This is a genomic window from Luteolibacter flavescens (assembly GCF_025950085.1).
Classification (GTDB): domain Bacteria; phylum Verrucomicrobiota; class Verrucomicrobiia; order Verrucomicrobiales; family Akkermansiaceae; genus Haloferula; species Haloferula flavescens.
In genome coordinates this window covers 1-22,295 of record NZ_JAPDDS010000007.1, presented here as the reverse complement: position 1 = coordinate 22,295, position 22,295 = coordinate 1, and the positions used below count along the sequence as shown (strand labels likewise).

Sequence of the window (22,295 nt, the reverse complement as noted above, 5' to 3'; positions counted from 1 at the left end):
ATGGTCGCCAAAATCCTAGTCAGGCCAGGATTGACTCCCTAGGGTCGAGCTTGTGCGTCACGTCGCGGTCATCGTCGAAACATCCACCCAATACGGCAGGAATCTCATCCGGGGCATCGCCCGCTACGGCCGCCTGCATGACTGGCAGATCCACTTCGAGTATCGCGGGAAGTCCACCGCGGAGCCCGATTGGCTGGCGGACTTCAAGGGCGACGGCGTGATCACCACGAGCCCCGACCAATGCCACTCGCGCGCCCTGAAGGAGCAAGGCGTGGCCGTCTTCGACCTGCAGAGCACCATGCTCGACCCCGCCGGCGAGCACCTCATCGTGGACAGCGATCACCGCGCGGTGGGCCGGATGGCTGCCGACCACTTCATCGAAAAGGGCCACCGCCACTTCGCCTTCCTCGGCTACAGCGACCACAATGTCTCCCGCGAGCGCGAGATCGGCTTCACCGAGGCACTCGCCGCACGCGGTCACAAGCCGCACTGTCATCACACGCCCGAGAGGAAGGCGCGCAGCTTCGAGTCCCTGCAAAAGGGCGACCTCTCCTTCATCGAGTCGCTGCCAAAGCCCTGCGCGCTTTTCTGCTGCTGGGACGAGGTCGCCTTCCGCGCCGTGCAGTCGGCCATCGAGCTCCAGATCGCCGTGCCGGAAGACCTCGCCGTGCTGGGCGTGGACAATGATCCCGTCTTCTCCAGCACCTCGCGCATCCCGCTCTCCAGTATCGATCCGGATATCATCCGCATGGGCTTCCTCGCGGCATCCTGGCTCGCGGAGCTGATGTCTGGAAAGGAGCTGCAGCAGATCAAGCTGGAGCGTCTGGTGCCGCCGAAGGGACTGGTGATCCGCCAGTCCACCGCGCTCGACGCGATCGAGGATCCCGTGGTGCGGCGCTTCCTGGAGCTGCTCCGCCAGCAGCGCCCCGGCCTGCTCAGCATCGAGGAGCTGTCGCGCGACTGCCACGTCTCGCGCCGTCTGTTAGAGCAGCGGGTGAAGGCCGCCACGGGCAAGACACCACGGCAATTGCTCAGCCAGACATTGGTCGAGGGCATCCAGCGCTTCCTCTCGCAAACGGACTATACGCTCGCCCATATCGCGGACTTGCTCGGCTTCGAGCATGCGGAGCGGTTGAGTCATCTTTTTCGCAGACAGACCGGAAAGACCCCGGGCGAATACCGCAAATCCACGGGAGCTTAGGCATTTTCCCACCTTCGCAAAATCGCAAGGTGGGTTCCCGTCTTCATAATGCAGACAGTTGGTTCGGGGGATACGTTGTCTTCACCCGCTGGGAGTGCCCCTCCCAAAAAACTCGACCTCGTAACTCCTCGAACCAAACAAAACCATGTCCGTTCCTTCCGCCATCTCGTTCCCCGTGAACTCCGGCACCACGCAGCAAACCGGCACGCGCCGCTGATTGCCTGCACCCTCCCGTTTTCCGACGCCGTCCCTTTTGCCGAGGGGACGGCGTTTTTCTTGCCCTCGGATCAGGATCCGATGAAGGGCTCCGCATCGAAGAAGTCCTGGCCATGGATGATCTCCGCCAGGATGGGCACGCCGGTGAGTTGTTCGATCATGCCCTTGTTCGTGATCGCCGCGGTATCCAGCTCATCTTCGAGATGATTCATCACGAGGCCCGCGATCTCCACACCGCGCGCACGGATGGCATCCACGGTGAGGATGGTGTGGTTCAGGGCACCGAGACGATTTCCCACCACGATGATGACCGGCAGCCCGAGATCCACGGCGAAGTCCGCCATGTCATAGCCTTCCGCGAGCGGCACTCGCCAGCCGCCGACACCCTCGACGATGACTTGCGCATGGCTCGCGATGAAATCGCGCGTGGCCATCAGCAGGGCCGCCGTGTCGATCGGGCGGTTTTCCAGCATCCCGGCGACCAGCGGGGCCACCGGGGCCTTCAGCCATACCGGATTCACCTGCGCGGGCTCCAGTCCGCCAGAAGCGGCCGCCAGCTCCACGGCATCGTCGCGGTCGCCACAGCAGACCGGCTTGAAGCCGGCGGCGTCGATCCCCTCGGCGCGCAGGGCTTCCACGAGGAGGCGGGTGAAGCGGGTCTTGCCCGCGCCGGTATCCGTGCCGGTGACGAAGTAGTTCACGCCGCAGCGGTGGCCGCACGCGCGCGCACGGTCAAGGCGGATCCTCCTCGATCACCGGAATCGCCCGGGGCGGCTTGCTGCCGGGCCCGAACAATTCTCCCTGCTCCCGGAGGTGGTCCCTAATCAGAAACCAGATCGCGGTCGCCAGAAGAAGCGACACGAGCTTCGGGATCAGATTCTTTCGAAACGCCTTTTTCATTGTTGTCGTCGTTGGCCAGGAAGATGTCGGCCATCCGCTTGCGGAATTTCTCTTCGCCCAGGTTTCGCTCCAGATGGCCGTCGATGCAGATGGAAATCGCGCCGGTTTCCTCGCTGACGATCACCGCCACGCAGTCGCTTTCCTCCGTCACGCCGATGGCGGCGCGGTGGCGCAGGCCGATGGAGCGGTCCGCCAATTCACGCTGGCTGACCGGAAAGACACACGCCGCGGCAGTCACCTTCTTGTTGGAAATCACCATGCCACCATCGTGCAGCGGGGTCTTCGGGAAGAAGACGGTCATCGAGAGCTCCGGCGAAAAGTCCGCATTCAGCATCACGCCCGTCTCCTCGAAGGGCTTCAGCGTGATGTCGCGCTCGATGGCGAAGAGCGCCCCGATGCGCTTCTTCGAAAGGGCCACCACCGAGTCCTCGAAGATCTCCAGGAAGTCGAGCTGGCTCTTGTTGGAGAAGGAAAACAGGCGGCTGCTGCCCAGCTTTGCCAGCGCATTCCGCAGCTCCGGCTGGAAGATGATCGGCACCGCGAAGACCAGCAGAATGGCCGCACGGGTGACGAGCCACGAGATGACCGCGAACTCGAAGAGGCGCAGCAACAGCGTGATCGCCACCAGGATGACCACCAGGCCGACGAGGATGCGCGCCCCGCGGGTGGCCCGGAAGGCACGGAAGATCTGATAAATGGCGATCGCGAGGATCAGGATCTCGATCCCGTCGCGCCAATGTTTACTTACATTCTCCCACACCATCCCGGGCGGGATACTATGCCGGGGTCTGCCCCACTGTCATTTGCTTTTCCGCGCAGACGGAAATCAGCACGCGGATCACCAGCAGACCGGGCCTCCGACGTAGGGGCGGCTGTAGTAATAATGGCCGCCGTGGTAGTGATGGTGGTGGCCATTGTTCTCCCCGATGGCGTAGCCGACCGCCGCAGCACCGATCGCGATGGCCGCGGCGGCACCGGGATCGACGCTCTGGACCGGGCGGCCATAGGCGTCGTAGGTGGTCATGCAGGAGGTGCCGGCCAGGGCGATGACGAGGGCGGAGACTTTGAGCGGGATCGCTTTCATGAAATGGAATGCACGGGCTCAGACGGATCCTCTCAGAAAAGATTCACCCGGAGAATGCGGAATTTCCACCCTGCAGGATCGCCTCGGTCATCCGCAGCGCCTGGGTATTCGGCCGCACCTCGTGGACCCGGTGGATCATTGCCCCGGCCTCCCGCGCCCACGCGGTGATCGCCACGGTCGGCCAAGAGCGGTCCGCCAGATCGGTGCTGCCGAGCACCCGCCCAATGAAAGATTTTCGCGAAACGCCCAGCAACAGCGGACGACCGCCCACATTCAGGTTGGCCAAGGCGCGCAGCAGGGCGAGATTGTGCTCCACCGTCTTCCCGAAGCCGATCCCGGGATCGAAGCAGATCGCCTCCGCATCGATACCCGCGGCGACCAGGCTGAGGAGTCTTTCCTCAAAGAACCGCCGCACCTCCGCCACCACGTCCTCGTAATCCGGCGCCACCTGCATGGTGCGCGGGTCGCCCTGCATGTGCATCACCGCCACGCCGCAGCCGCTTTCCACGCAGACCCGCTCCATGTCCGGGTCCGCGGTCAGGCCGCTCACGTCATTCACGATGTCCGCCCCGGCTTCCAGCGCGGCGGCGGCCACGGATGCCTTCATGGTATCGATGGAGATCGCCCCGGCCCACTCCGCCCTCAGTGCCGCGATCACCGGCGCGGTCCGGGCGATTTCCTCGGCCACGGCCACCTCACCGGCACCGGGCCGGGTGGACTCTCCGCCGATGTCGATGATCGCCGCGCCGTCCGCAATCATCTGCCGGGCGTGCGCCACCGCGGCCTCGACCCCGGCGTGGCTCCCCCCGTCGGAAAAGGAGTCCGGAGTGGTATTCAGGATGCCCATGATCATTCCCCGCTGGCCCAGATCCAGCCGCGTGCGTGCCGTTTTCCACCACATGACGGGCTGGAAATGGCCACTTGCAGTGGCTCCGGCCAAGTCCTAATCTCCGCGCCCATGAACCTGAAAACCCTCGTCGCCATCGCCGCCCTCTCCTGCGGCATCGCCAGCGCCGCCGTGCCCGGCCTGGAAGTGCAAGGCCCCTACGCCAGCGTGAAGACCAACAAGGATGGCTCCCGCGAATTCTTCGAGCGGACGCGCGACATGACGGTGATCACGAAAAAGACGGTGAGCCCGGAAGGCCGCCCGGTGCTGAAGACGGTCTATCGCCTCAGCCCCGAGGGGAATCCCCTCACCTGCGATATCTTCGACGGCAAGGGAGTGCGCCTTTTCAAGTCCCGCTATGGCTACGACCCGAAGCCGGGCCTGACCTACGGCAAGCTGATCGAGGAGCAGATGTTCGATGCCCGCGTGAAGCGCACCGGCCCGGCCGGCAAGGAGATCCCGGTCCGCCGCTTCATCTACACCTACGACGCTCTCGGCAACCGCAACGCCCCGATCGCCATCACCCTCAGGCCTGGCAAGTATGCGGATGAAGTCTTCGGTCCGTCCGCCCTCGAGTTCGACCCCTTCGACGGCCAAAAGCCGGCGCCAAAGGCGAACCCGAATGCGAAGCCCGTGGGCGGTCGCTGATCTGACACCTTGTCTCACGATCGCATGGGAGCACCGGGAAAACTGCTGCTGATCGCGGCGATGGCCCTCCCCGCCGGGTATCTCGCCCTGGCGTGGTTCTCCTCGGCTCCACCCGCAGCGGTGCAGGCCACGGCCAAGCAACCGCTGCGCTCTCCTGATGTCTCCGCGGCGAATTCGTCGAAGGTTTACGAGAAGTCATTCGGCTCTGAGGGGGCCGACTTGCGGAGGGTCGTCTATCGGATCAGCGAGGCGGGCAGCCCGCTGACCTGTGAGATCTTCGATGGCAAGGGCGAGCGCTTGTTGAAGTGCCGCTTCGGCTACCATGCGAAATCCGGGCCCACCTATGGCAAGGTCGCCGAGGTGCAGATATTCAGCGCGCAACCCGGTCATCCGCTGAAGGACGTCTCGCCACTCCGGCGCATCGTTTACCCCTACGACGCGGATGGCGTCGTCTCCACGCCGGAGACCATCGACGTCCAGCAGCCCGGGGTGATCGAGGCATTGCTGGGCAGCGCTCTCACGGGCTTCAATCCCTTGACCGAATGGGAATCCGCGTCCAAGCAGGGACTCATCCGCTGACCCTGCCCCCACGACCGATTTCCACATGCGCCCCCAAACACTTCTCCCATGGCTGCTCGGTGCGGCCGTCGGCACCGCAGGCTGGATGCAGGGCCTCCAATGGCGCAGCGCGGCGAGGGTGACGGAAGGCAGGGACACGGAAGGCCAGGTCATCGCCCTCGAAAACGAGATCGCCCTGCTGAAACGCGAGAATGAAAGCCTGCGCTCGCTCGCCCAGGGTGGCGGCGAGGTGAAGGTCTCGCCGGAGTTGATCGAATTCGTCGAGAACGCCCTCGGCTTCGATTTCAAAAGCAACCCGCAGGTCCATCGCATCGCGGGCGAGGAACTGCGCGACCGCATCGTCGCCTCCATCGAGGCGCGCTACGGCCCGCACGGTCTCGACTCCCGGCAGCAGGCCTGGGCACTGATGGGCCTGCTCACGCAGGATGATCGCTTCGCCGCCCAACTCGCGGCAACGAAGTCGGTCGGCGCGCGCTCGTGGTTCGATGAGCAGAGCGGCGAAGGCTGGGTGACGGACCGCTTCGACCCGCAGGCCGTGCCGGATCAGGCTGCATTGATCCGCGCGCTGTGCCGCATCCTCATCCACCAGCACTACCCGCCCGCCCCCGGCTGGCCCGGTGATGAAGCCGCGCTCTGCCGCGAGGCGATCCATCACGGCGCGGCGATGGCGGTGGAGAATCGCTTTCTTGCCCGCCAGGCGCTCGGCACCGGTTTCACGGGGCTGACGGACAACGCCGAGGCGCGCGAGTTGATGGCAAACCTGCCCGCATTCGTCAGGGGCATCGCCACCTTTCCCTCCGTCCTCGGCGTGCCGCGGGCGGGTCGCCTGATGGATCAGGAAGAGATCTTGTCCGCCTTTCACAAGCCACCCGTGCTGACCGCCGACTTCTTCCCCGAGCACGAGGGCATCGAGGCGCTGCCCGTGGAGCTGCCGGAGACGACCGGCAACATGCTCGTGGAAGAAAGCGCGGGCATGCTGGGCCTGAAGCTTTGGCTCGAACCGCTCGGCGAAGAATTCTCCAAGCTGGGCGATGCGTGGCGCGGCGACCGCTTCCGCCTCAGCGCGACGAATGACGTGGACATGCACCTGACGTGGGACATCCGCTTTGACTCGGAGAAGTCCGCAGACGACTTCGCCACGGCCGCGGCAGATCTCGTCTCGTCGCTCGCCGGCACGGATGAACCACCGGCCATAGGCACGGCGGTCACCACCCCCGAGGGGCGCAAGATCACTCTGCTCCGCCCGGCGCCGGACACGGTGCGGCTGCTCAACCAGGTGCCATGAACATCGAGCCGCCGCCGTTGCCGCCGCGCCTGGAGCCCCCTCCCCTGCCCGAGCGGAAAAAACGGCGTCGCCCCTACGGTCTCCTGCTCCTCCCGCTCGCGGCGCTCGTCGCCCTGTATGTCGGGCCGCTGCGCGTGGAGGTGGATTTCACCGACGATGCGGGACGCGTGCCAGCACCCTTCGAGGTCACCCTGAGGACCGTGGGGTTCGAGAAGAAGGTGCTCACGGAAAACGGCCGCGTGAACGTGCTGCGCGGCCTCTGGCGAGAGATCGAGGTCACCGACGACTACTATATCCGTAGTAACCACCCCGTCCGCGGCGGCAGCATGCGGCTCGTCGCCGAGAGGAACACCATCCTCAAGCTCCGCCACGCCGCCACCGGCCAACCCTCCGTTCCCCAGCGTGGCGACCCCGATCCCCGGCAAGACCGGGAGAGGTGAGCACGACTGAGCAACCAAACTTCCGCCCACCTCGATCCGAGCGGAAAACAAAAACGCCCGCCTGCGTTTCCACAGGCGGGCGTTGGTTTGACTGGTATCTCGGTCAGACGCCGGCGTTGTCCGGTTCGGCCTGGGTGCCGATGGTCTCGAAGACCATCTCTTCCTTGCCTTCCGGGCACATGACCTTGGCGGTGTCGCCGGGCTTCACGTCGCCGCGGAGCAGGGCCTCGGCGAGCGGGTCTTCCAGGTAGCGCTCCACCGCGCGGCGCATCGGACGTGCACCGTAGGATGGGTCGTAGCCCTTCTTGACCAGCAGGTCGCGGGCGCTGGCATCGAGTTCGATGGTGATCTCCTTCTCGCGCAGGCGCTTGACCAGCTTGTTGATCTCGAGGTCCACGATCTTGTCGAGGTCCTTCTTCTCCAGCATGTGGAAGACGACGAGGTCATCGAGGCGGTTCAGGAACTCCGGTTTGAAGTAGCGCTTCGATTCCTCGAGGATCTTCTCCTTCATGCCCTCGAAGTCGGAGTCGTCCGCCGACATTGCACCGAAGCCGAGCGAGGTCTGACGCTTGATGGTCGAGGCACCCACGTTCGACGTGAGGATGATGATCGTGTTGCGGAAGTCGATCTTGCGACCCAGCGAGTCCGTCACCATGCCCTCTTCCAAGATCTGGAGGAGCAGGTTCATGACGTCCGGGTGTGCCTTCTCGATCTCGTCGAAGAGCACCACGGAGTAAGGCCGGCGGCGGACGGCTTCGGAAAGCTGGCCACCTTCCTCATAGCCGACATAGCCCGGAGGCGATCCGATCAGGCGGCTTGAGGTGAACTTCTCCATGTACTCCGACATGTCGATCTGGATGAGCGCGTCCGCATCGCCGAACATGAACTCGGCGAGGTTGCGGGCGAGATACGTCTTGCCGACACCGGTGGGGCCGAGGAAGAGGAACGAGCCGATCGGGCGGCGCGGGTCCTTCAGGTCGGCACGCGAGCGGCGCAGGGCCTTCGAGATGGCTTTCACCGCCTCGTCCTGACCGATCACGCGGCCTTCCAGCTCGCCTTCCATCTTGAGCAGCTTCTCGGCTTCCTTCTCCTCCATGCGGCGGAGCGGGACGCCGGTCCACTTCGAGACCACGGCCATGATGTCCTCGTCACCCACTTCGACGACGGTTTCCTCGGACTTCGAGCGCCAGTTCTTCAGCGTCTCCTCGAGCGACTTCTTGATGTGCTTCTCCTTGTCGCGCAAGGAAGCGGCCTTCTCGAAATCCTGCTCGCCGATCGCGCCGATCTTCTCGCGGTTCACCTGTTCGATGTCCGCTTCGAGCTGCTTGATTTCCGGCGGGCGCGTCATGGTGCCGATGCGGGCGCGGGCGCCTGCCTCGTCGAGCACGTCGATCGCCTTGTCCGGCAGATAGCGTCCGGTGAGATAGCGCGAGGTGAGCTTCACCGAGGCCTCGACGGCTTCCGGCGTGAACTTCGCCTTGTGGTGAGCCTCGTACTTCTCCTGCAGGCCCTGCATGATCTTGATGGCATCCTCCACGGAAGGCTCTTCCACCTTCACCTGCTGGAAGCGGCGCTCGAGGGCGGCGTCCTTCTCGATGTACTTGCGATACTCGTTCAGGGTAGTCGCACCCACCACCTGCAGCTCCGAGCGGGAAAGCGCGGGCTTGATGATATTGGAAGCATCCATCGCTCCCTCGGCCGAGCCGGCACCCACGATGGTGTGCAGCTCGTCGATGAAGAGGATGACGTTCTTCACCTTGCGGATCTCGTCCATCACCGCCTTGATGCGCTCCTCGAACTGGCCGCGATACTTCGTGCCAGCCACCATGAGGGCGAGGTCTAGGGTGATGACCTTCTTGTCGCGCAGGATCTCCGGCACGTTGCCCGAGGCGATCTCCTGGGCGAGGCCTTCGACGATGGCAGTCTTGCCAACGCCAGCCTCACCGATGAGCACCGGGTTGTTCTTCGTGCGGCGGCACAGGATCTGGATGACGCGCTCGATCTCCGACTCACGACCGATCACGGGATCGAGCTCATGGTCGCGGGCGAGCTTGGTCAGGTCGCGGCCGAATGCGCGGAGTGCCGGGGTCTTGGTCTTGCCCTCGGACTCCTGCTCTTCGCCACCTTCCTGTCCTTCGTCCTCGAAGTTTTCGTCCTCGTCGTCGTCCGAATCATCATCGTCGTCGTCCGGGGTGAAATTCGGGTCGATCTCGGCAAGGATCTCGTTGCGGGTGCGCTGGATATCCACGTCCATGCGGCGCAGGACGCGGGCGGCCACGCCTTCACCCTCGCGCAGCAGGCCGAGCAAGATGTGCTCGGTGCCCACGTAGCTGTGGTTCAGGGCCTTGGCTTCCTTGTTGGCCAGCGCGAGCACCTTCTTCACGCGGGGCGTGTAGGGGATGCTGCCGGAAATCTTCTGGCCGGTGCCGGTGCCGACTTCCTTTTCGACCTCCATGCGGACGCTTTCGAGATCGAGTCCCATGCGTTCCAGCACATTGACCGCCACTCCCTGACCGAGCTTGATGAGGCCGAGCAGGAGATGCTCGGTGCCCACGTAGCTGTGGTTGAAGCGGTCGGCCTCCTTTCGCGCGAGGGCCAGGACCTGTTGGGCTCTGGGAGTGAAGTTATTCATAAAATTTCAGGGTCTGGGTCGGACTCGTCCTTCTTTCTCGTAGAACGAATATCAGGGGCTTCGAGGCTTTGCAACCGGCCGCGCACGATTTCCGCTCGGATGGAGTCGCGCTCTTCCGGTGATAGCTTCCTGCCACTGTGTAGCTGGAGGTGTGCCGGTTGAATGTCCATCAGCAGGGCATCGCAGGTTTTGACCGTATCCTGGGGCAGGAAACCGAGGTCGCCACCCAGGCGAAGCAGGGAAAGATGTGTCAGAGCTTCCTTGGAATCAATGATCCACGCATGTCGCAGGACCCCGTAGGCGCGACCGATCTTGTCGCTGACCATGGCCGGATCATCCTCGAGCAACTTGTCGCGGGCATTGCGCTCATGTGTCGCAACCTGGGCGATTACGCGCTCCAGCCTGCGTAAAATTGTCTCTTCGCTCTCGCCCAGCGTGGACTGGTTCGAGATCTGGAAAAGGTTTCCAAGCGACTCGGTGCCCTCACCGTAGAGCCCGCGCACGGCGAGGCCGATCTTGTTCACCGCCTGCAAGACCTGGCCGATCTGGTCGCTCAGGACGAGCGCCGGCAGATGCAGCATCGCCGAGGCCCGCAGGCCCGTGCCGAGATTCGTCGGGCAAGTGGTCAGATAGCCCAGCTCGTGGTCGAAGGCGAGTTCGAGCGAGTTTTCAAGATCATCGTCGATCGCCGACAGCGCCTCGAAGGCACCACGGAGCGACATGCCGGGGCGGATCGCCTGCATCCGCAGGTGATCCTCCTCATTCAGCATCAGGGCGATCGACTGGCGGCGCTCGATGACGGCAGCGCTCCCCTCCCCGCGTGCGGCGTGCTCGCGGCTGATGAGGTGACGCTCGACCAGCACCTGCTTCTGGACGGAATTCAGATCGTCCAGCTCCTGGGAAAAGGCGTCCTTCATGCAAGGCAGCGCCTCGACGGCGGGCCGCATGATTTCCAGCGCATGGCGGCGCTGCTCCTTCTTCGCCCAGCCGGGGAAAGCCTCCCCGCGGAGATTGCGCGCGAGCCGGATGCGGGACGTCAGCACGATGGCATTGTCAGCGCCCTCGCCGGTCATCCAGTCGGCGGGGTTCTTGATGAGAGTGGTGAAGCGCATCATGGCGGTCAGTCGTTGGACTCCGGGGTGGCACGGACCTCGATCTGGCGGATCTCGTCGCGCAGGCCAGCGGCTTCCTCGTAATTTTCAGAGGTGATGGCCTGGTCGAGCTTCCCGCGAAGTTCCTCCAGCCGCTGGGTGCGCTCGTGGAGCTCCATCATGCCCGCGGGCACCTTGCCGCAGTGTTTGAAGCCCTTGTGCATGCCGCGGAGCATCTGGTTCACGTCCTCGCGGAAGGTGTCGTAGCAATCCGCGCAACCGAAGCGGCGGATGCGGCGCAGGTCTTCCAACGTGAACCCGCAATTCGGGCATCGGCGGCCGCTGCCCGCCACCGTGGGGGCGGACGGCACCACCTTGCCGGGAGTCTTGCCCAGCAGCATCTCCGCCAAGGCGAAGCCCGTCGGATCGGTCACTCCCTTCTCCTTGGCGCAATCGTCGCAAAGGGCAATTTTCTTGATTTGCCCGCCCACCAGTTGGGTGAGGTGCACCTTTGCATGCTTGCCGCAGATGTCGCAGTCCATGAACGGGGAAAGGCTACGAGTGCGAATGCAGAATGCGAAAGGAAATCTCCCGCCACTGCTCGATTTTCCGGCATCGGGAAAGATCACCGGAGGCCCGCCATTTAGGGAGAGAACCGGCCCAAACAGTCACAGATGAGCTGAACGCCGGAAACAGAAGTCCGGCATCCTGTGAATCAGGTCATTCCAACTCTCCGGCCAACTTCAAAAACTCGGACCTGACCGCCGGAGAAACACGAAACCCCGCCCGCTCGGTAAGTTCGCCCAAGATTGGCTTCAGTGAGCCCAGCAATCCGGCAGCTTTCGCCTGCAGCAGCACACCGAGGAGTCCTGTCGATCGCAGACCAAGCCTGTCCGCCGCGATTCTGCCCTTGCGTTCATCAATGAGCAGAAGATCGGCACTCAATTCGCTGGCCAGAACGATTGCCTCGGCCTCGCCTGGATCCAATTCCGACTCCAGGCTCAAGACTGCATCCAGATCGACCGGTTTCATCACCGTCACGAAGTCCGGAATGTCCCGGTGCCAGTTCAGAAGCTCATTCTCCACGGCTGGAGGAATCGTGACCCCACCAAACAGAGACTCAAGAACGCTCTCTCGCCCAATCGAGATCAGGTTGCTGATCGCCGATGTGTCAGCCACGACAATCATGGAAAACCCAGCCCGCGAAGCGCCTCCACGTCCGCGCGAAGGTCTGCGACCTCATAGTCAACCGTCACGCCGCGCTTGCCCAGTTCACGCTGGAATTCGGGGCGGGATAATCCGGCCAACCGGGCGGCTTTCCCCATGCTCGCCTTGCGATCCCGATACAGCGCCACTGCCACCTCGAGCTTCGCCAGCTCGGGTGTCAGCCCTGTTCCTTCCAAGACAGAATCCGGCAATTCCACTTGCACAAAAAAACGGTATCATGTGCCCGGCACGGACACAAGATACCGTTCGATTGAAGAAATCCCCGCGATCAGTCGATCGGGGTGCCGGTGGAACCTGCCAGTTCCTTGAAGGCGGCGATGAAGCGCTTCGTGATCTCGCCGGGCTTGCCGGTGCCGATCACGCGGCGGTCGTAGGCGACCACCGGGATGACCTCGGCGGCGGTGCCGGTGAGGAAGAATTCGTCGCAGATGTAGAGGTCGTAGCGGGTCAGCGACTTCTCCACCGTCGGCACGCCGAGCTGGTCGGCCAGTTCCAGGATCACGCGGCGGGTCACGCCGTCGAGGGCACCGTCGCTCACCAGCGGCGTATAGAGGACGCCGTCGCGCAGGATGAAGATATTGTCGCCGGTGCACTCGGCGACGTAGCCCTGCTCGTTGAGCATCACGGCTTCCAGCGCGTCGGCCTGGATGGCCTCCACCTTGGCCATGATGTTATTCAAGTAGTTCAGCGACTTCACCTGCGGCATCAGCGCGGCGGGTGCCGGGCGGCGGGTGGCACAGGTGATCACGGACAGGCCGTTTTCATAGTGTTCCTGCGGATAGAGGCTGATGGTGCCGGCGATGATGAACATGCTGGCGCGCTTGCAGAGGTAGGGATTCAGGCCCAGACCGCCGGAGCCGCGGGTGACCACGAGGCGGATGTAGCCGTCGTCGAGGCCGTTGGCTGCCACGGTCTCCACGACGAACTTGCAGACTTCCTCCGGCGTCCATGGCAGCTCCAGCACGATGGCGCGGGCGGACTCGAAGAGGCGCTTGATGTGTTCCTCAAGGCGGAAGACCCGCCGGTTGTAGAAGCGGATGCCTTCAAAGACACCGTCACCGTAAAGCAAGCCGTGATCGAACACGGAAATTTTCGCCGCGGATTCGTCCACCAATTCGCCGTCGAGCCAGATTTTCATGGGAAAAGAGGGTGCAGCGTAGGCCCGCACGGCAGGCTGGCAAGTATCTCGTGAGAGAGGTGCGGCATCCGTCACCCGATCGCAACATCGGCACTAAGGCCTCTCCGCCTCTTTCCCACCGGGGGCCGCCCTCTTCACGTCGGTGAGCACGGACCAATCCACCGACCCTTGGTCGAGCCGCTGCAACTCGCTGGCATAGACCGCGTCGTCGTTCTTCGGGTCCATCTCGGCGGCGAGTTCGGTGAAGACCTTGGAGAGCAGCAGGTTCTCTGCCCCGCCCTGCTCCTTCAGCACCTGGCCGCGGGTGAATAGCAGGCCGGCCAAAACCTGCGGGCGGTAGTTCTCGGGATCCGCCTCGGGGACGATTCCCCGGTTGAGCTGGAAGCTCAGCACCAGCGCCTTGCGGTTCCGCGGCGCGAGGTGCAGGGACAGGGCGATGAGCCGCCGTCCTTCACTGAGCGAGGCGGCACTCGCCTTCGCCGCGGCGATCCGGTTGGCGGCGTAGCCCGCGAGATTGTCGGCATACTGTTCGCGCTCGCGGTCGAGCATGCCGAGCTGATCGGTGAAGGCTCCGGCACCGATCACCGGGGGCTTCCAGTCAAACTTCGCCTTCTCCTCCGCGGCACCGGTAATAGCGGCGAGACCGAGAAAACAGGCGACGACTTGCCAGCGGACATTCACGACGGCTAGACTTCTGTTGCTGCCAGCCCAATGCAAGAGACAACTCCCGCCAAGTCCGCCCTGCGCCGCGTTCTGCGCGCAAATCGTCCCGAGCTGGACGCCCAGCTCGGGCAATCGGCGGCGATCCGTGGCCATCTTGCCCATTGGCTGGCCCTGCATCCGGCCAAGACCATCGCCGCCTTCGTCGCCATCCCAGGCGAGGTTTTCCTGCTGCCCCTCATCGCGGAATTGCAGGATCGCCGCTGGGTGCTGCCGCGGATCGAGGGCGAGACAATGAAATTCCATCTCGTGGATGCGGCGATGCCGAGGCTGCACCCCGGCCCCTTCGGCCTCGCGGAACCGATGCATGACTCACCGGTCGTGCCAATCGATGAAATCGAGCTCTTCCTCTGCCCCGGCATGGCCTTCACCCGCAGCGGCAAGCGCATCGGCCGCGGCAAGGGCTACTACGACCGGGCGCTCGCCGGGTCCCGTTCGGAATCCCTGAGAGCCGGCGTTTGTTTCCGCGAGCAGGTCCTCCCGGAACTCCCCACCGACCCGCACGACCTGCCGATGCATTTCCTCGCGACGCCCGATGGCGTCCACGATTGCTCGGAACGCCCGGCTTGAATCACCTCAGCGGCCGATCCGACACGCCCCGACCTGCTCATTGCCGCCGAGGGTGATCACCAGCGCCTCCTCGGCATCGCCGCGACGCAGGCGCTCCACCGCTGCAACGAGCTGGTGCCCGGCGGACGCGCCGAAACAATCTCCCAGCACCGGCTTCACCGACACCCGCGGACCTGACCACGAGGCAAAGGCGACCTCTTCCGGAGCATCAAAGCGACCGACACCGCTGCGGCTATCGGCCAGCAAGGTCCTACCGTCATCGCTTGCTCCGGAGGCTTCGGCAGCTTCCTTCAGCGCATGCTCCCGCCCGACACCGGGACCCAGCGGGACGGGATCGGGGATGGAAAGCAAGCGCGGGCCTTCCTCGGCGATTTCCAGGTAAAGCGCGGCCGCGCCCTCCGCAGGGATCGCCGCATCCGAGTAGAGCCGCAGGCCCTCGGCACTCAGCCAATCAATTTCCTCCGGTGCCACCACGAGCACGCCATCGCAATCGCCACGCAGCAGCCATTCGGTCGCGATCTCCAGCGCGGTGTAGATTTCCGCACCATCGCCAATGATCGTGTCGTTCGGCGCGGTCGAATTGAAGAGCGCGGAAAGATGGCTGGAGGGTGCATTGAAAACGGTCTCCGGGAAAAGGATCGGGCTCGCCACGGCAGGGTCCGTGAGGACTTCGCCGAAAAAGCGGTTCGAGTAGTTCACGCAGCCATTGAAGAGCGAGCAGACGACCCCCAGCCGGATCTCCCCGGACGATGCCTTCGCCACGCGGTCCGGCCCCAGCGCCTCCATCGCGGCGGCGGCGGCGAACTTCGAAATCGGGCTCACCCGGCGCAGACGAGGGCTCTTCGGCAAGGTGGACGGCGCGGCAGGCACCCGCAGCACGGGCGTGGTCGCCGCCGATCCATCGGCCCTCTCGCGGGACAGCTCGGAAAGCTCCGGGCGGACTCCGGAATCCAGCGCCTCCATCAGCGCCGCCGTCCCCCACCCCGCAGCGCTGACAGCTCCCGTGCCGGTGATACGGATCATGGGCAAACCTCCATTTCGTCGCGGGAAGTTGAACCGCCAAGACGCCAAGTTCGCAAAGACTCGGAAACTTGGCGCTCTTGGCGTCTTGGCGGTTCCATTTCTCGAATCATCACAAACCGTCTCGTTGGAAAATCAGCGTGGCATTCGCTCCGCCGAAGCCGAAGGAATTCGTCAGCACGGTCGTCACCGGCACCTCGCGCGGTTGCTGGACAAGATCGAATTCTACCACAGGATCGATCTCGCGGACATTGAGGCTCGCGGGCAGGAATTGATCCCGCAGCGTGAGCAGGCAGATCACCGACTCCACCGAACCGGCTCCGCCTAACAGGTGACCGATCGCCGACTTAGTGGACGAGACCTTGATCTTTCCGACCGACTCCCCCGCCCAGCGAGAGATGGCGCGCGCCTCGGCCACGTCATTGAGCGGCGTGCCGGTGCCGTGGGAATTGATGTAGTCGATCTGCTCAGGTTCCAGCCCGGCGGCACGCGTCGCCTTGTCCATCGTCGTCAGGGCGGCATCGCCCTCGGGATGCGGTTGCGTGAGGTGATGGATGTCGGTGGCGGCAGCGTAGGAAAGCACGCAGGCAAGCACGTCCGCACCGCGGGCCCTCGCCGACTCCAGCGACTCCACGATGACGAAGCCCGCCCCCTCGCCCAGCGCGAGGCCGTCGCGCGCGGCATCGAAAGGCCGCGGAATGCCGCTCGCCGATAGCGCCTGGAGCGAATCGAAGCCCGCGAAAACAAGCTGGCAGAGAGCATCGTAGCCACCCGCCAGAACGCGCTCGGCCTTCCCCTCGGAAACCATCTGGAAGGCGTGGCCGATGGCATTCGCGCCGGACGCGCAGGCATTCGAGACGATGCGCAGCGGACCGCGGACACCGAGCGAGCGCATCATTTCCATCATCTGGAACTGCGGCTGATAGGTCTCCACGCGGGTGAGCTGTCCGCGGCGGGAGGCATTCGCGATCGACTGGAGGTAATACTTCTCACCCACCGGCATCGCTGCCGCCGAGGTGCCGATCACCACCGGCATGTCGCCGCCGGTGAGGCCCGCGGTGTCCAGCGCCTCGCGGGCCGCGAGCCACGCCATGCGGCTGCCGCGGTCCATGCGCTGCCAGGATTTCGCGGAAACTCCCGGAACTCTGCCGGGAAGCTCCGCCACACCGGCGGTGCCGACGCGCTGGCGCGACACATCGAAAAGGTCCACCGGGCGGAATGCGGTCCGTCCCGCGCGGAAGCCTGCGGAATTCTCCGCCAGGTCCGCGCCCATCGGCGTGAAGATCCCGGCACCGGTGATGGCGACGGGGCGCAGGGCGGAGACTGGGGGTTGATCGGCTCGGAATGCCACCGGCGGCAGCTAGGCAATAGCGCCGCCGGTTGTCAAACAGTGTAGGCCCCCGATGACATCGGGCCGGTCTAACCGTGCACCAGTTGACCGGTCACTTCCGGCTCCTCGATATCCTCGTGCGCGGAGTGCTTCGCCGCGATGATAGAGTAGAAGGCGGGCACCACGAAGAGCGTGAAGAGCGTCCCGACGATCATGCCCGCCACGAGGACGATGCCGATGCTGTTCCGCGACTCCGCACCCGCACCGGTCACGAAGATCAGCGGCGCGTGGCCGAAGACCGTGGCCGCGGTGGTCATCAGCACGGGACGCAGACGGGTCAGCGCGGCCTCGCGCAGGGCGGCCACTTTCTCCAGTCCCTTCGCCTGCAGCTCGTTGGCGAATTCCACGATCAGGATGCCGTTCTTCGCAATGAGGCCGACCAGCGTGATCAGACCGACCTGCGAGTAGATATTGATCGTGGTGAAGCCCATGAAGGTGAAGATCAGCGCGCCGGAAATCGCCAGCGGCACGGAGCCGAGCAGGATGATCAGCGGATCGCGGAAGCTGTGGAACTGCGCCGCGAGCACCAGGTAGATCAGCACCACCGCGAAGCCGAGCGTGACGACCAGCGCCGAGCCTTCCTTCCGGATCTGGCGGGACTCGCCCGCATGGTCGAGGGTCACGCCCGGCGGGCTTACCTTCTTCGCCGCATCTTCCAGGACGCTCAGGCCGGCCTCCTTCGTGATGCCAGGCTGCACGCCGCCGAAGATCTTCACGGAGTTCCGCTGCTGGAAGCGGTTCAGCGTGCGCGGGGACGTGGTCGATTCCAAGCTGGTGAAAGTGGACACCGGCACCAGGTCGCCATCGGGCGTCTTGATCTTCAGGTCGAGCAGCGGCCCCACCGTCGCGCGGTCGCTGTCGCCGAGCTGCGGGATGACCTTGTAGCTGCGGTCGAAGTAGTTGAAGCGGTTCACATACGCACCACCGAGCAGCGTGCCGAGTTCCTGGCCGACACCGGCGAGATCGAGACCCAGGTCGGCGAGGCGCTCGCGGTCGATGACCACACGGGCCTCGGGACGGTCGATCTTCAGGTCGGTGTCCACGTAGAGGAACTTGCCGCTCTGGAAGCCCGCGCCGATCACCTGCTGGGCGGTCTGGATCAGCTCCTCGACCGGTCCGTCCGTCTGGAGGACCAGCTCGACATCGTACTGTCCGGGCGTCGGCAGCGAGGGATCGAGGCGCGGGAAGATGCGCAGGCCGGGGACCTGGGAAACGGCACCGAAGACCTCGCCATACATCTCCTCCGTGGTGCGCTCGCGTTCTCCCCATGGCTTCGTCGCCATGCCGCCAAAGCCACCCCACCCCGCGGTGAGCGACCACATGTAGTCGGTCTCGGGGAAGGAGGTCACCTTCTTCACCAGCTCCAGCGACTCGCGGTTCGCGGCCTCGATGGTCGCGTCCGGCGGAGTGTCTAGGAAGAGGCTGATGTGGCTCTGGTCCTCCACGGGCGCGAGCTCGCTCTCCGACATGAGGTAGAAGGGATAGGCCGCGAACATGATGACGACCGCGACACCGACGATGACCCAGCGGATCGCCAGCGCGCCATCCAGCGCCACCGCGTAAGCGGCCTTCACGCGATCGAAGGCGGCATTGACCAGACGGGTGAGCCGGCCTTCCTGACCCTGCGGGTGGATGAAGCGCGAGCTCATGACCGGCGAGAGCGTCAGGGCCACGAAGCCCGATACTATGACCGCCGCCGCGAGCGTGATCGCGAACTCGAGGAACAGCGAACCGGTGAGACCACCCTGGAAACCGATCGGTGCATAGACCGCGGCAAGCGTGATGGTCATCGCGATGACCGGCCCCTTCAGCTCCCGCGCACCGATGAGCGCGGCCTGGATGCGTGACTTCCCTTCGCGCACGTGGCGCTCGACGTTTTCCACCACCACGATGGCGTCATCGACCACCAGGCCGACCGAAAGCACGATGGCCAGGATAGTGAGCAGGTTCAGGCTGAAGCCGCACGCCAGCATGATCGCCGCCGTGCCGATCAGCGAGATGGGCATCGCGATCAGCGGCACCAGCGCCGTGCGGATGGAGCCCATGAAGATGAAGACCGCGAGACCCACGATGAGGATGGTCTCCGCGAGCGTCTTGCTGATTTCCTTCAGCGCCTCGCGCATGAACATCGTGCCGTCGTAGGCGAGGTTCATCTCGATGTCGTCCGGCAGCGTCGGGCGGATGCGGTCCATCTCGGCATTGAGCGCCTTGGCCACATCGATTTCGTTCGAGCCGACCAGCGGCCAGATGCCGAGATACACGCCTTCCTTCTCGCTGTGCTTCGCGATGTAGTCCGGCTCCTCGGCTCCCAGCTCCACCTTCGCCACGTCGGTCAGGCGGACGATGGCTCCGTCGCGCTCGACCACGATCAGCTTCTCGAAGTCATCGGTGGAGCGCAGGTCGGTATTCGCCAGCAGGTTCACCTCGACGAGGTTGCCCTTCGTCCGGCCGACCGCTGCAAGGTAGTTGTTCCGCTGGAGCGCCAGATGGACGTCGCCGGGCGTGAGGTTCAGCGCGGCCAAGCGCTCGGGATCGATCCAGATGCGCATCGCGATCTGGCGACCGCCTTCCACCGTCACACGCTGCACGCCGGGCAGCGTGGCGAACTGCGGCTGGAGCGAACGCGTCAGCCAGTCCGTGACCGCGGAAACGCTGCGCTCCTGCGAGGTGAAGCTGAGATAGAAGGTCGCATAAGGCCTGTCCGCCCGCTGGATCTCCACCATCGGCGGCTCGGCATCCTGCGGCAGCTCGGCACGGACCTGCTGGAGACGCGCGCTGATCTCCGCGAGGGCCGCGGTCGTGTCGTGATTCAGCTTCAGCCGCACGGTCACAGTGCTGACCCCGGCACGGCTGGTGGATTCCACATGGTCCACCCCGCCAATCTGCGAGACGACCCGCTCGATGGGCGTGGTGAGGAAGCCGCGGACCGTCTCCGCGCTGGCCCCGTAGTAGAGCGTGGTGACGAGCACCGAGGAGCTTTCCAGCTTCGGGAACTGCTGCACCGGCAGCGAGCCGATCGCGCGCCATCCCACGAGGACGATCACGAGATTGACCACGATGGCGAGCACCGGGTGCTTGATGAAGATATCGGTGAAGGAGCGCATGGCGCGATGGGGAGAATTGCTTATTGGCCCTGCTTGGGCGCATTGCCTGCGTCGGCGACGAGCACGCCTTCGCGCAGCTTGAAGGAGCCAGAGGATGCGACGGGATCACCCGCGGCAAGTCCGCTCTCGACGATGACCTCGTCGCCGAGCACGGCCCCGCTTTTCACGAGGCGCATCGAGGCGCGGGGCTTGCCCTCCTTGTCGGGGGCGACGGTGAAGACGTGATCTCCCTCCGGACCGCGGCGCAGCGCACTGACGGGAATGGCGACGACCTTCCGCGTCTCTCCCACGGGGACACGCACCTGGACGGACGCGCCCGGCGATGGGATCTTGGAAGCATCCGCCACCTTCGCGCGGATGTGGGCGTTGCGCGTCGCGCGGTCGATGCGGGCGTCGAGCGCCACGATGGTGGCTTGCACGGGTGCGTCCTTGTTGAGGCCAACGACCTCGACGATATCCCCCTCGCGAAGTCCTGCGGCGACGTTTTGCGTGACCGTGAAGTCCACGTGCGCGGCCTCGTCCACGCCCTGCAGCGTGGTCAATTCCGTGCCCTCCACCAGATACTGGCCGGGATGCACGTCCGAAAGACCGATGCGGGCGCGGAAAGGCGCGCGGATAATCTTGCGGGCGATCATCGCCTTCGTCCGCTCCATCTGGGCGAGTGCCACATCGTGCTCCGCCTTCGCCTGATCGAGATCCTTCTTGGAAGTCGCGCTGCTGGACACGAGCGACTCGACACGGCGCAGCGTAGCCTCGGCGAGCGCGGCCTGGGCCTGCTGCGCTTTCAGCTCGGCCTCTTCCACCGAGACGTCCAGCGCAACGAGTTCGGTGCCTGCGTCGATCACCTTGCCGGGCGTCAGCTCGACGCGCTCGACGGTGCCAGCGAGTTCATTCTTCAGGGTAACGGAGCGCAGCGCCAGCACGGTGCCGACGGCAGTGGTGGTCCGCCGGTGCTCGACCTCGCGGGCGGGTCGCACGATCACCGCCTCCATCTGCTCCGGCATCATCGCTGCCTCGGCCATGGATTCTTCGATGTCCGCCTTCTTCCAAGCAGCGAGGCCGAAGCCGGTGCCTGCCACCGCGCCGATCAGCACGAGTGACCCGATCCAATGGGATGCCTTCATGGTTTCTGATGAGTAGTCGTTTCAGGTTCGCCGTTCTTGGAACGTTCGATGGCGCGGCCAAGTGCGCCCTCCAGCACGGCGCGCATGCGGTCGAGGTCCGCCTGGCATACCGGGCGCAGTCGCAGCACCCAGTACAGCCACAGGCCGTCGATCGCGGTCGCAAGGGTCTCGGCCACGCCGTCGGGCAGGCCGTCCGCCTGCAGGTAGGCGTAGAGTTCCTGGTAGGCCTCCTGCATCGGCTTCACCAGTTCCGGGTTCATCGCAAGCGCGGCGAAGACGGATGAAAAGGAGCGGCGGAGTTCCTCGGTCCAGGACTGGGCATCGGTGAAGCACCCCTGCAAGAGCCCGCGGACCATGCGGCCCGGACCCGGTTCGGCATTCTCGTAGGATGTGGTGAAGTGGTGCCGCCAGCCGTCCGCGGCGCGGCGGACCATGGCCTCGATGAGTTGCTCCTTGTTCGTGAAATAATGGAGCAGCCCGCCCTTGCTGACGCCCGCCTCGGCGGCCACCGCATCGAAGGTGAGCTTCGACACACCTTCACGCGCCGCCACGGTTTCTGCCGCGTCGAGAAGGAGGTCCCGGGGCGATGATGAGGTGAGCTTTCCCATGCCGGGCGGCATCCAAACCGTCCAGACGGTCGGAGTCAAACCGTCCGGACGGTCGGGTGCATAAATCTCTGTCATGCAGCGCATTCACCCTCTCCGACGAATGAGCCGGGCGAAATGTGACAGGCGGATCAAAAATTTCCCCCCGCTGGGAGCGCGGAGCCACTGGCCCGCAGAAGCACCTCAGGGCATTCGCTTCATAAATCGGTCCGTACAGCTCACCCGACGCGCTCTCCGACCGTCAAAAGAGAGCATCCCGTGGACCCGACTTCCTCGAATTGAGAAACGGAGAAGGCGGGCCCATTTCCTCCAGCTAGAAACGTCAGCCGCCTCCGTCGCTTCTGCGGGCCAGTGGCTCTGTATAGACCGGGGACATAGGTAGCAGGTGTTCGGGGACATGGGTTACACCTTCAAGGAGGAGGAAACCATGCCTTG

At 64.6% G+C, this 22,295-nt stretch carries 22 protein-coding genes; 6 read left to right on the top strand and 16 right to left on the bottom strand.

Features of this window, described 5'->3' with window-relative positions:
• Positions 1 to 52: 52 nt before the first annotated feature.
• Positions 53 to 1,201 (top strand): XylR family transcriptional regulator, encoded by a 1,149-nt coding sequence (locus tag OKA04_RS13550; RefSeq protein WP_264501715.1) that lies wholly within the window; start codon positions 53 to 55, stop codon positions 1,199 to 1,201.
• Positions 1,202 to 1,488: 287 nt separating this feature from the next.
• On the opposite strand, the gene bioD is transcribed toward OKA04_RS13550, so the two are convergent.
• From bioD to folP, 4 genes are all read right to left on the bottom strand, one after another.
• Positions 1,489 to 2,118, bottom strand: a complete 630-nt coding sequence (gene bioD / locus OKA04_RS13545) for a dethiobiotin synthase (protein WP_264501714.1) — start codon at positions 2,116 to 2,118, stop codon at positions 1,489 to 1,491.
• Between the two features lie 119 nt (positions 2,119 to 2,237).
• Complete coding sequence (gene cdaA / locus OKA04_RS13540; protein ID WP_264501713.1) at positions 2,238 to 3,080, bottom strand: diadenylate cyclase CdaA; 843 nt, start codon at positions 3,078 to 3,080, stop codon at positions 2,238 to 2,240.
• 75 nt (positions 3,081 to 3,155) lie between these two features.
• Entirely contained in the window at positions 3,156 to 3,401 is a 246-nt protein-coding gene (locus tag OKA04_RS13535; RefSeq protein ID WP_264501712.1) for a hypothetical protein, read from the bottom strand.
• A gap of 43 nt (positions 3,402 to 3,444) precedes the next feature.
• Positions 3,445 to 4,302: a dihydropteroate synthase gene (gene folP, locus OKA04_RS13530; RefSeq protein WP_264501711.1), complete on the bottom strand. Its 858-nt coding sequence runs from the start codon at positions 4,300 to 4,302 to the stop codon at positions 3,445 to 3,447.
• A 57-nt stretch (positions 4,303 to 4,359) separates the two neighbouring features.
• Here folP and OKA04_RS13525 point away from each other — a divergent pair, with 57 nt between their 5' ends.
• The 4 genes from OKA04_RS13525 to OKA04_RS13510 are packed head-to-tail and all read left to right on the top strand — an operon-like array spanning position 4,360 to position 7,239.
• Positions 4,360 to 4,935 carry a hypothetical protein gene (locus OKA04_RS13525; RefSeq protein WP_264501710.1) on the top strand — a complete coding sequence of 192 codons (576 nt, stop codon included), beginning with the start codon at positions 4,360 to 4,362 and terminating at the stop codon, positions 4,933 to 4,935.
• A gap of 9 nt (positions 4,936 to 4,944) precedes the next feature.
• Positions 4,945 to 5,514 (top strand): hypothetical protein, encoded by a 570-nt coding sequence (locus tag OKA04_RS13520; RefSeq protein WP_264501709.1) that lies wholly within the window; start codon positions 4,945 to 4,947, stop codon positions 5,512 to 5,514.
• A 25-nt stretch (positions 5,515 to 5,539) separates the two neighbouring features.
• Positions 5,540 to 6,799 carry a hypothetical protein gene (locus OKA04_RS13515; protein ID WP_264501708.1) on the top strand — a complete coding sequence of 420 codons (1,260 nt, stop codon included), beginning with the start codon at positions 5,540 to 5,542 and terminating at the stop codon, positions 6,797 to 6,799.
• On the top strand, positions 6,796 to 7,239 hold the full coding sequence (locus OKA04_RS13510) for a hypothetical protein (RefSeq protein ID WP_264501707.1): 444 nt from the start codon (positions 6,796 to 6,798) through the stop codon (positions 7,237 to 7,239). The genes OKA04_RS13515 and OKA04_RS13510 overlap by 4 nt, the downstream gene beginning before the upstream one ends.
• A gap of 103 nt (positions 7,240 to 7,342) precedes the next feature.
• Here OKA04_RS13510 and OKA04_RS13505 read toward each other — a convergent pair whose 3' ends face one another.
• From OKA04_RS13505 to OKA04_RS13475, 7 genes are all read right to left on the bottom strand, one after another.
• On the bottom strand, positions 7,343 to 9,871 hold the full coding sequence (locus tag OKA04_RS13505) for an ATP-dependent Clp protease ATP-binding subunit (protein WP_264501706.1): 2,529 nt from the start codon (positions 9,869 to 9,871) through the stop codon (positions 7,343 to 7,345).
• Positions 9,868 to 10,986, bottom strand: coding sequence for a protein arginine kinase (locus tag OKA04_RS13500; RefSeq protein ID WP_264501705.1), 1,119 nt, complete (start codon positions 10,984 to 10,986; stop codon positions 9,868 to 9,870). Before OKA04_RS13500 ends, OKA04_RS13505 begins: the two co-directional genes overlap by 4 nt.
• Positions 10,987 to 10,991: 5 nt before the next feature.
• The gene (locus OKA04_RS13495) at positions 10,992 to 11,504 is read right to left on the bottom strand and encodes a UvrB/UvrC motif-containing protein (RefSeq protein ID WP_264501704.1); all 513 of its coding nucleotides are present in this window, start codon (positions 11,502 to 11,504) and stop codon (positions 10,992 to 10,994) included.
• 178 nt (positions 11,505 to 11,682) lie between these two features.
• Positions 11,683 to 12,150, bottom strand: coding sequence for a PIN domain-containing protein (locus tag OKA04_RS13490; RefSeq protein ID WP_264501703.1), 468 nt, complete (start codon positions 12,148 to 12,150; stop codon positions 11,683 to 11,685).
• Entirely contained in the window at positions 12,147 to 12,386 is a 240-nt protein-coding gene (locus OKA04_RS13485; RefSeq protein WP_264501702.1) for a UPF0175 family protein, read from the bottom strand. The genes OKA04_RS13490 and OKA04_RS13485 overlap by 4 nt, the downstream gene beginning before the upstream one ends.
• Positions 12,387 to 12,457: 71 nt before the next feature.
• Positions 12,458 to 13,327 carry a branched-chain-amino-acid transaminase gene (gene ilvE / locus OKA04_RS13480; RefSeq protein WP_264501701.1) on the bottom strand — a complete coding sequence of 290 codons (870 nt, stop codon included), beginning with the start codon at positions 13,325 to 13,327 and terminating at the stop codon, positions 12,458 to 12,460.
• Positions 13,328 to 13,420: 93 nt separating this feature from the next.
• Positions 13,421 to 14,008, bottom strand: coding sequence for a hypothetical protein (locus OKA04_RS13475; RefSeq protein WP_264501700.1), 588 nt, complete (start codon positions 14,006 to 14,008; stop codon positions 13,421 to 13,423).
• A gap of 30 nt (positions 14,009 to 14,038) precedes the next feature.
• Here OKA04_RS13475 and OKA04_RS13470 point away from each other — a divergent pair, with 30 nt between their 5' ends.
• The gene (locus tag OKA04_RS13470; protein ID WP_264501699.1) at positions 14,039 to 14,617 is read left to right on the top strand and encodes a 5-formyltetrahydrofolate cyclo-ligase; all 579 of its coding nucleotides are present in this window, start codon (positions 14,039 to 14,041) and stop codon (positions 14,615 to 14,617) included.
• Positions 14,618 to 14,623: 6 nt separating this feature from the next.
• Here the strand turns inward: OKA04_RS13470 and OKA04_RS13465 are convergent, their stop codons facing one another.
• The 5 genes from OKA04_RS13465 to OKA04_RS13445 all read right to left on the bottom strand — a co-directional run bounded on the left by OKA04_RS13465 (position 14,624) and on the right by OKA04_RS13445 (position 21,863).
• Positions 14,624 to 15,640 (bottom strand): beta-ketoacyl-[acyl-carrier-protein] synthase family protein, encoded by a 1,017-nt coding sequence (locus OKA04_RS13465; protein WP_264501698.1) that lies wholly within the window; start codon positions 15,638 to 15,640, stop codon positions 14,624 to 14,626.
• A 109-nt stretch (positions 15,641 to 15,749) separates the two neighbouring features.
• Positions 15,750 to 16,988, bottom strand: a complete 1,239-nt coding sequence (locus tag OKA04_RS13460) for a beta-ketoacyl-[acyl-carrier-protein] synthase family protein (protein ID WP_264501697.1) — start codon at positions 16,986 to 16,988, stop codon at positions 15,750 to 15,752.
• 68 nt (positions 16,989 to 17,056) lie between these two features.
• The gene (locus OKA04_RS13455; protein WP_264501696.1) at positions 17,057 to 20,131 is read right to left on the bottom strand and encodes an efflux RND transporter permease subunit; all 3,075 of its coding nucleotides are present in this window, start codon (positions 20,129 to 20,131) and stop codon (positions 17,057 to 17,059) included.
• 20 nt (positions 20,132 to 20,151) lie between these two features.
• Positions 20,152 to 21,255, bottom strand: coding sequence for an efflux RND transporter periplasmic adaptor subunit (locus OKA04_RS13450; protein ID WP_264501695.1), 1,104 nt, complete (start codon positions 21,253 to 21,255; stop codon positions 20,152 to 20,154).
• Positions 21,252 to 21,863 (bottom strand): TetR/AcrR family transcriptional regulator, encoded by a 612-nt coding sequence (locus OKA04_RS13445; protein ID WP_264501694.1) that lies wholly within the window; start codon positions 21,861 to 21,863, stop codon positions 21,252 to 21,254. The genes OKA04_RS13450 and OKA04_RS13445 overlap by 4 nt, the downstream gene beginning before the upstream one ends.
• Positions 21,864 to 22,295: the final 432 nt, after the last annotated feature.

Excerpts from the sequence above, each read along its gene's own strand:
- OKA04_RS13515 (WP_264501708.1), top strand. The coding sequence starts at position 5,540 with ATGCGCCCCCAAACACTTCTCCCATGGCTGCTCGGTGCGGCCGTCGGC.
- folP (WP_264501711.1), bottom strand. The coding sequence starts at position 4,302 with ATGTGGTGGAAAACGGCACGCACGCGGCTGGATCTGGGCCAGCGGGGA.
- OKA04_RS13505 (WP_264501706.1), bottom strand. The coding sequence starts at position 9,871 with ATGAATAACTTCACTCCCAGAGCCCAACAGGTCCTGGCCCTCGCGCGA.
- ilvE (WP_264501701.1), bottom strand. The coding sequence starts at position 13,327 with ATGAAAATCTGGCTCGACGGCGAATTGGTGGACGAATCCGCGGCGAAA.
- OKA04_RS13500 (WP_264501705.1), bottom strand. The coding sequence starts at position 10,986 with ATGATGCGCTTCACCACTCTCATCAAGAACCCCGCCGACTGGATGACC.
- OKA04_RS13470 (WP_264501699.1), top strand. The coding sequence starts at position 14,039 with ATGCAAGAGACAACTCCCGCCAAGTCCGCCCTGCGCCGCGTTCTGCGC.
- OKA04_RS13525 (WP_264501710.1), top strand. The coding sequence starts at position 4,360 with ATGAACCTGAAAACCCTCGTCGCCATCGCCGCCCTCTCCTGCGGCATC.
- OKA04_RS13490 (WP_264501703.1), bottom strand. The coding sequence starts at position 12,150 with ATGATTGTCGTGGCTGACACATCGGCGATCAGCAACCTGATCTCGATT.
- OKA04_RS13455 (WP_264501696.1), bottom strand. The coding sequence starts at position 20,131 with ATGCGCTCCTTCACCGATATCTTCATCAAGCACCCGGTGCTCGCCATC.
- OKA04_RS13535 (WP_264501712.1), bottom strand. The coding sequence starts at position 3,401 with ATGAAAGCGATCCCGCTCAAAGTCTCCGCCCTCGTCATCGCCCTGGCC.
- OKA04_RS13450 (WP_264501695.1), bottom strand. The coding sequence starts at position 21,255 with ATGAAGGCATCCCATTGGATCGGGTCACTCGTGCTGATCGGCGCGGTG.
- OKA04_RS13465 (WP_264501698.1), bottom strand. The coding sequence starts at position 15,640 with ATGATCCGTATCACCGGCACGGGAGCTGTCAGCGCTGCGGGGTGGGGG.
- OKA04_RS13445 (WP_264501694.1), bottom strand. The coding sequence starts at position 21,863 with ATGGGAAAGCTCACCTCATCATCGCCCCGGGACCTCCTTCTCGACGCG.
- cdaA (WP_264501713.1), bottom strand. The coding sequence starts at position 3,080 with ATGGTGTGGGAGAATGTAAGTAAACATTGGCGCGACGGGATCGAGATC.
- OKA04_RS13510 (WP_264501707.1), top strand. The coding sequence starts at position 6,796 with ATGAACATCGAGCCGCCGCCGTTGCCGCCGCGCCTGGAGCCCCCTCCC.
- OKA04_RS13495 (WP_264501704.1), bottom strand. The coding sequence starts at position 11,504 with ATGGACTGCGACATCTGCGGCAAGCATGCAAAGGTGCACCTCACCCAA.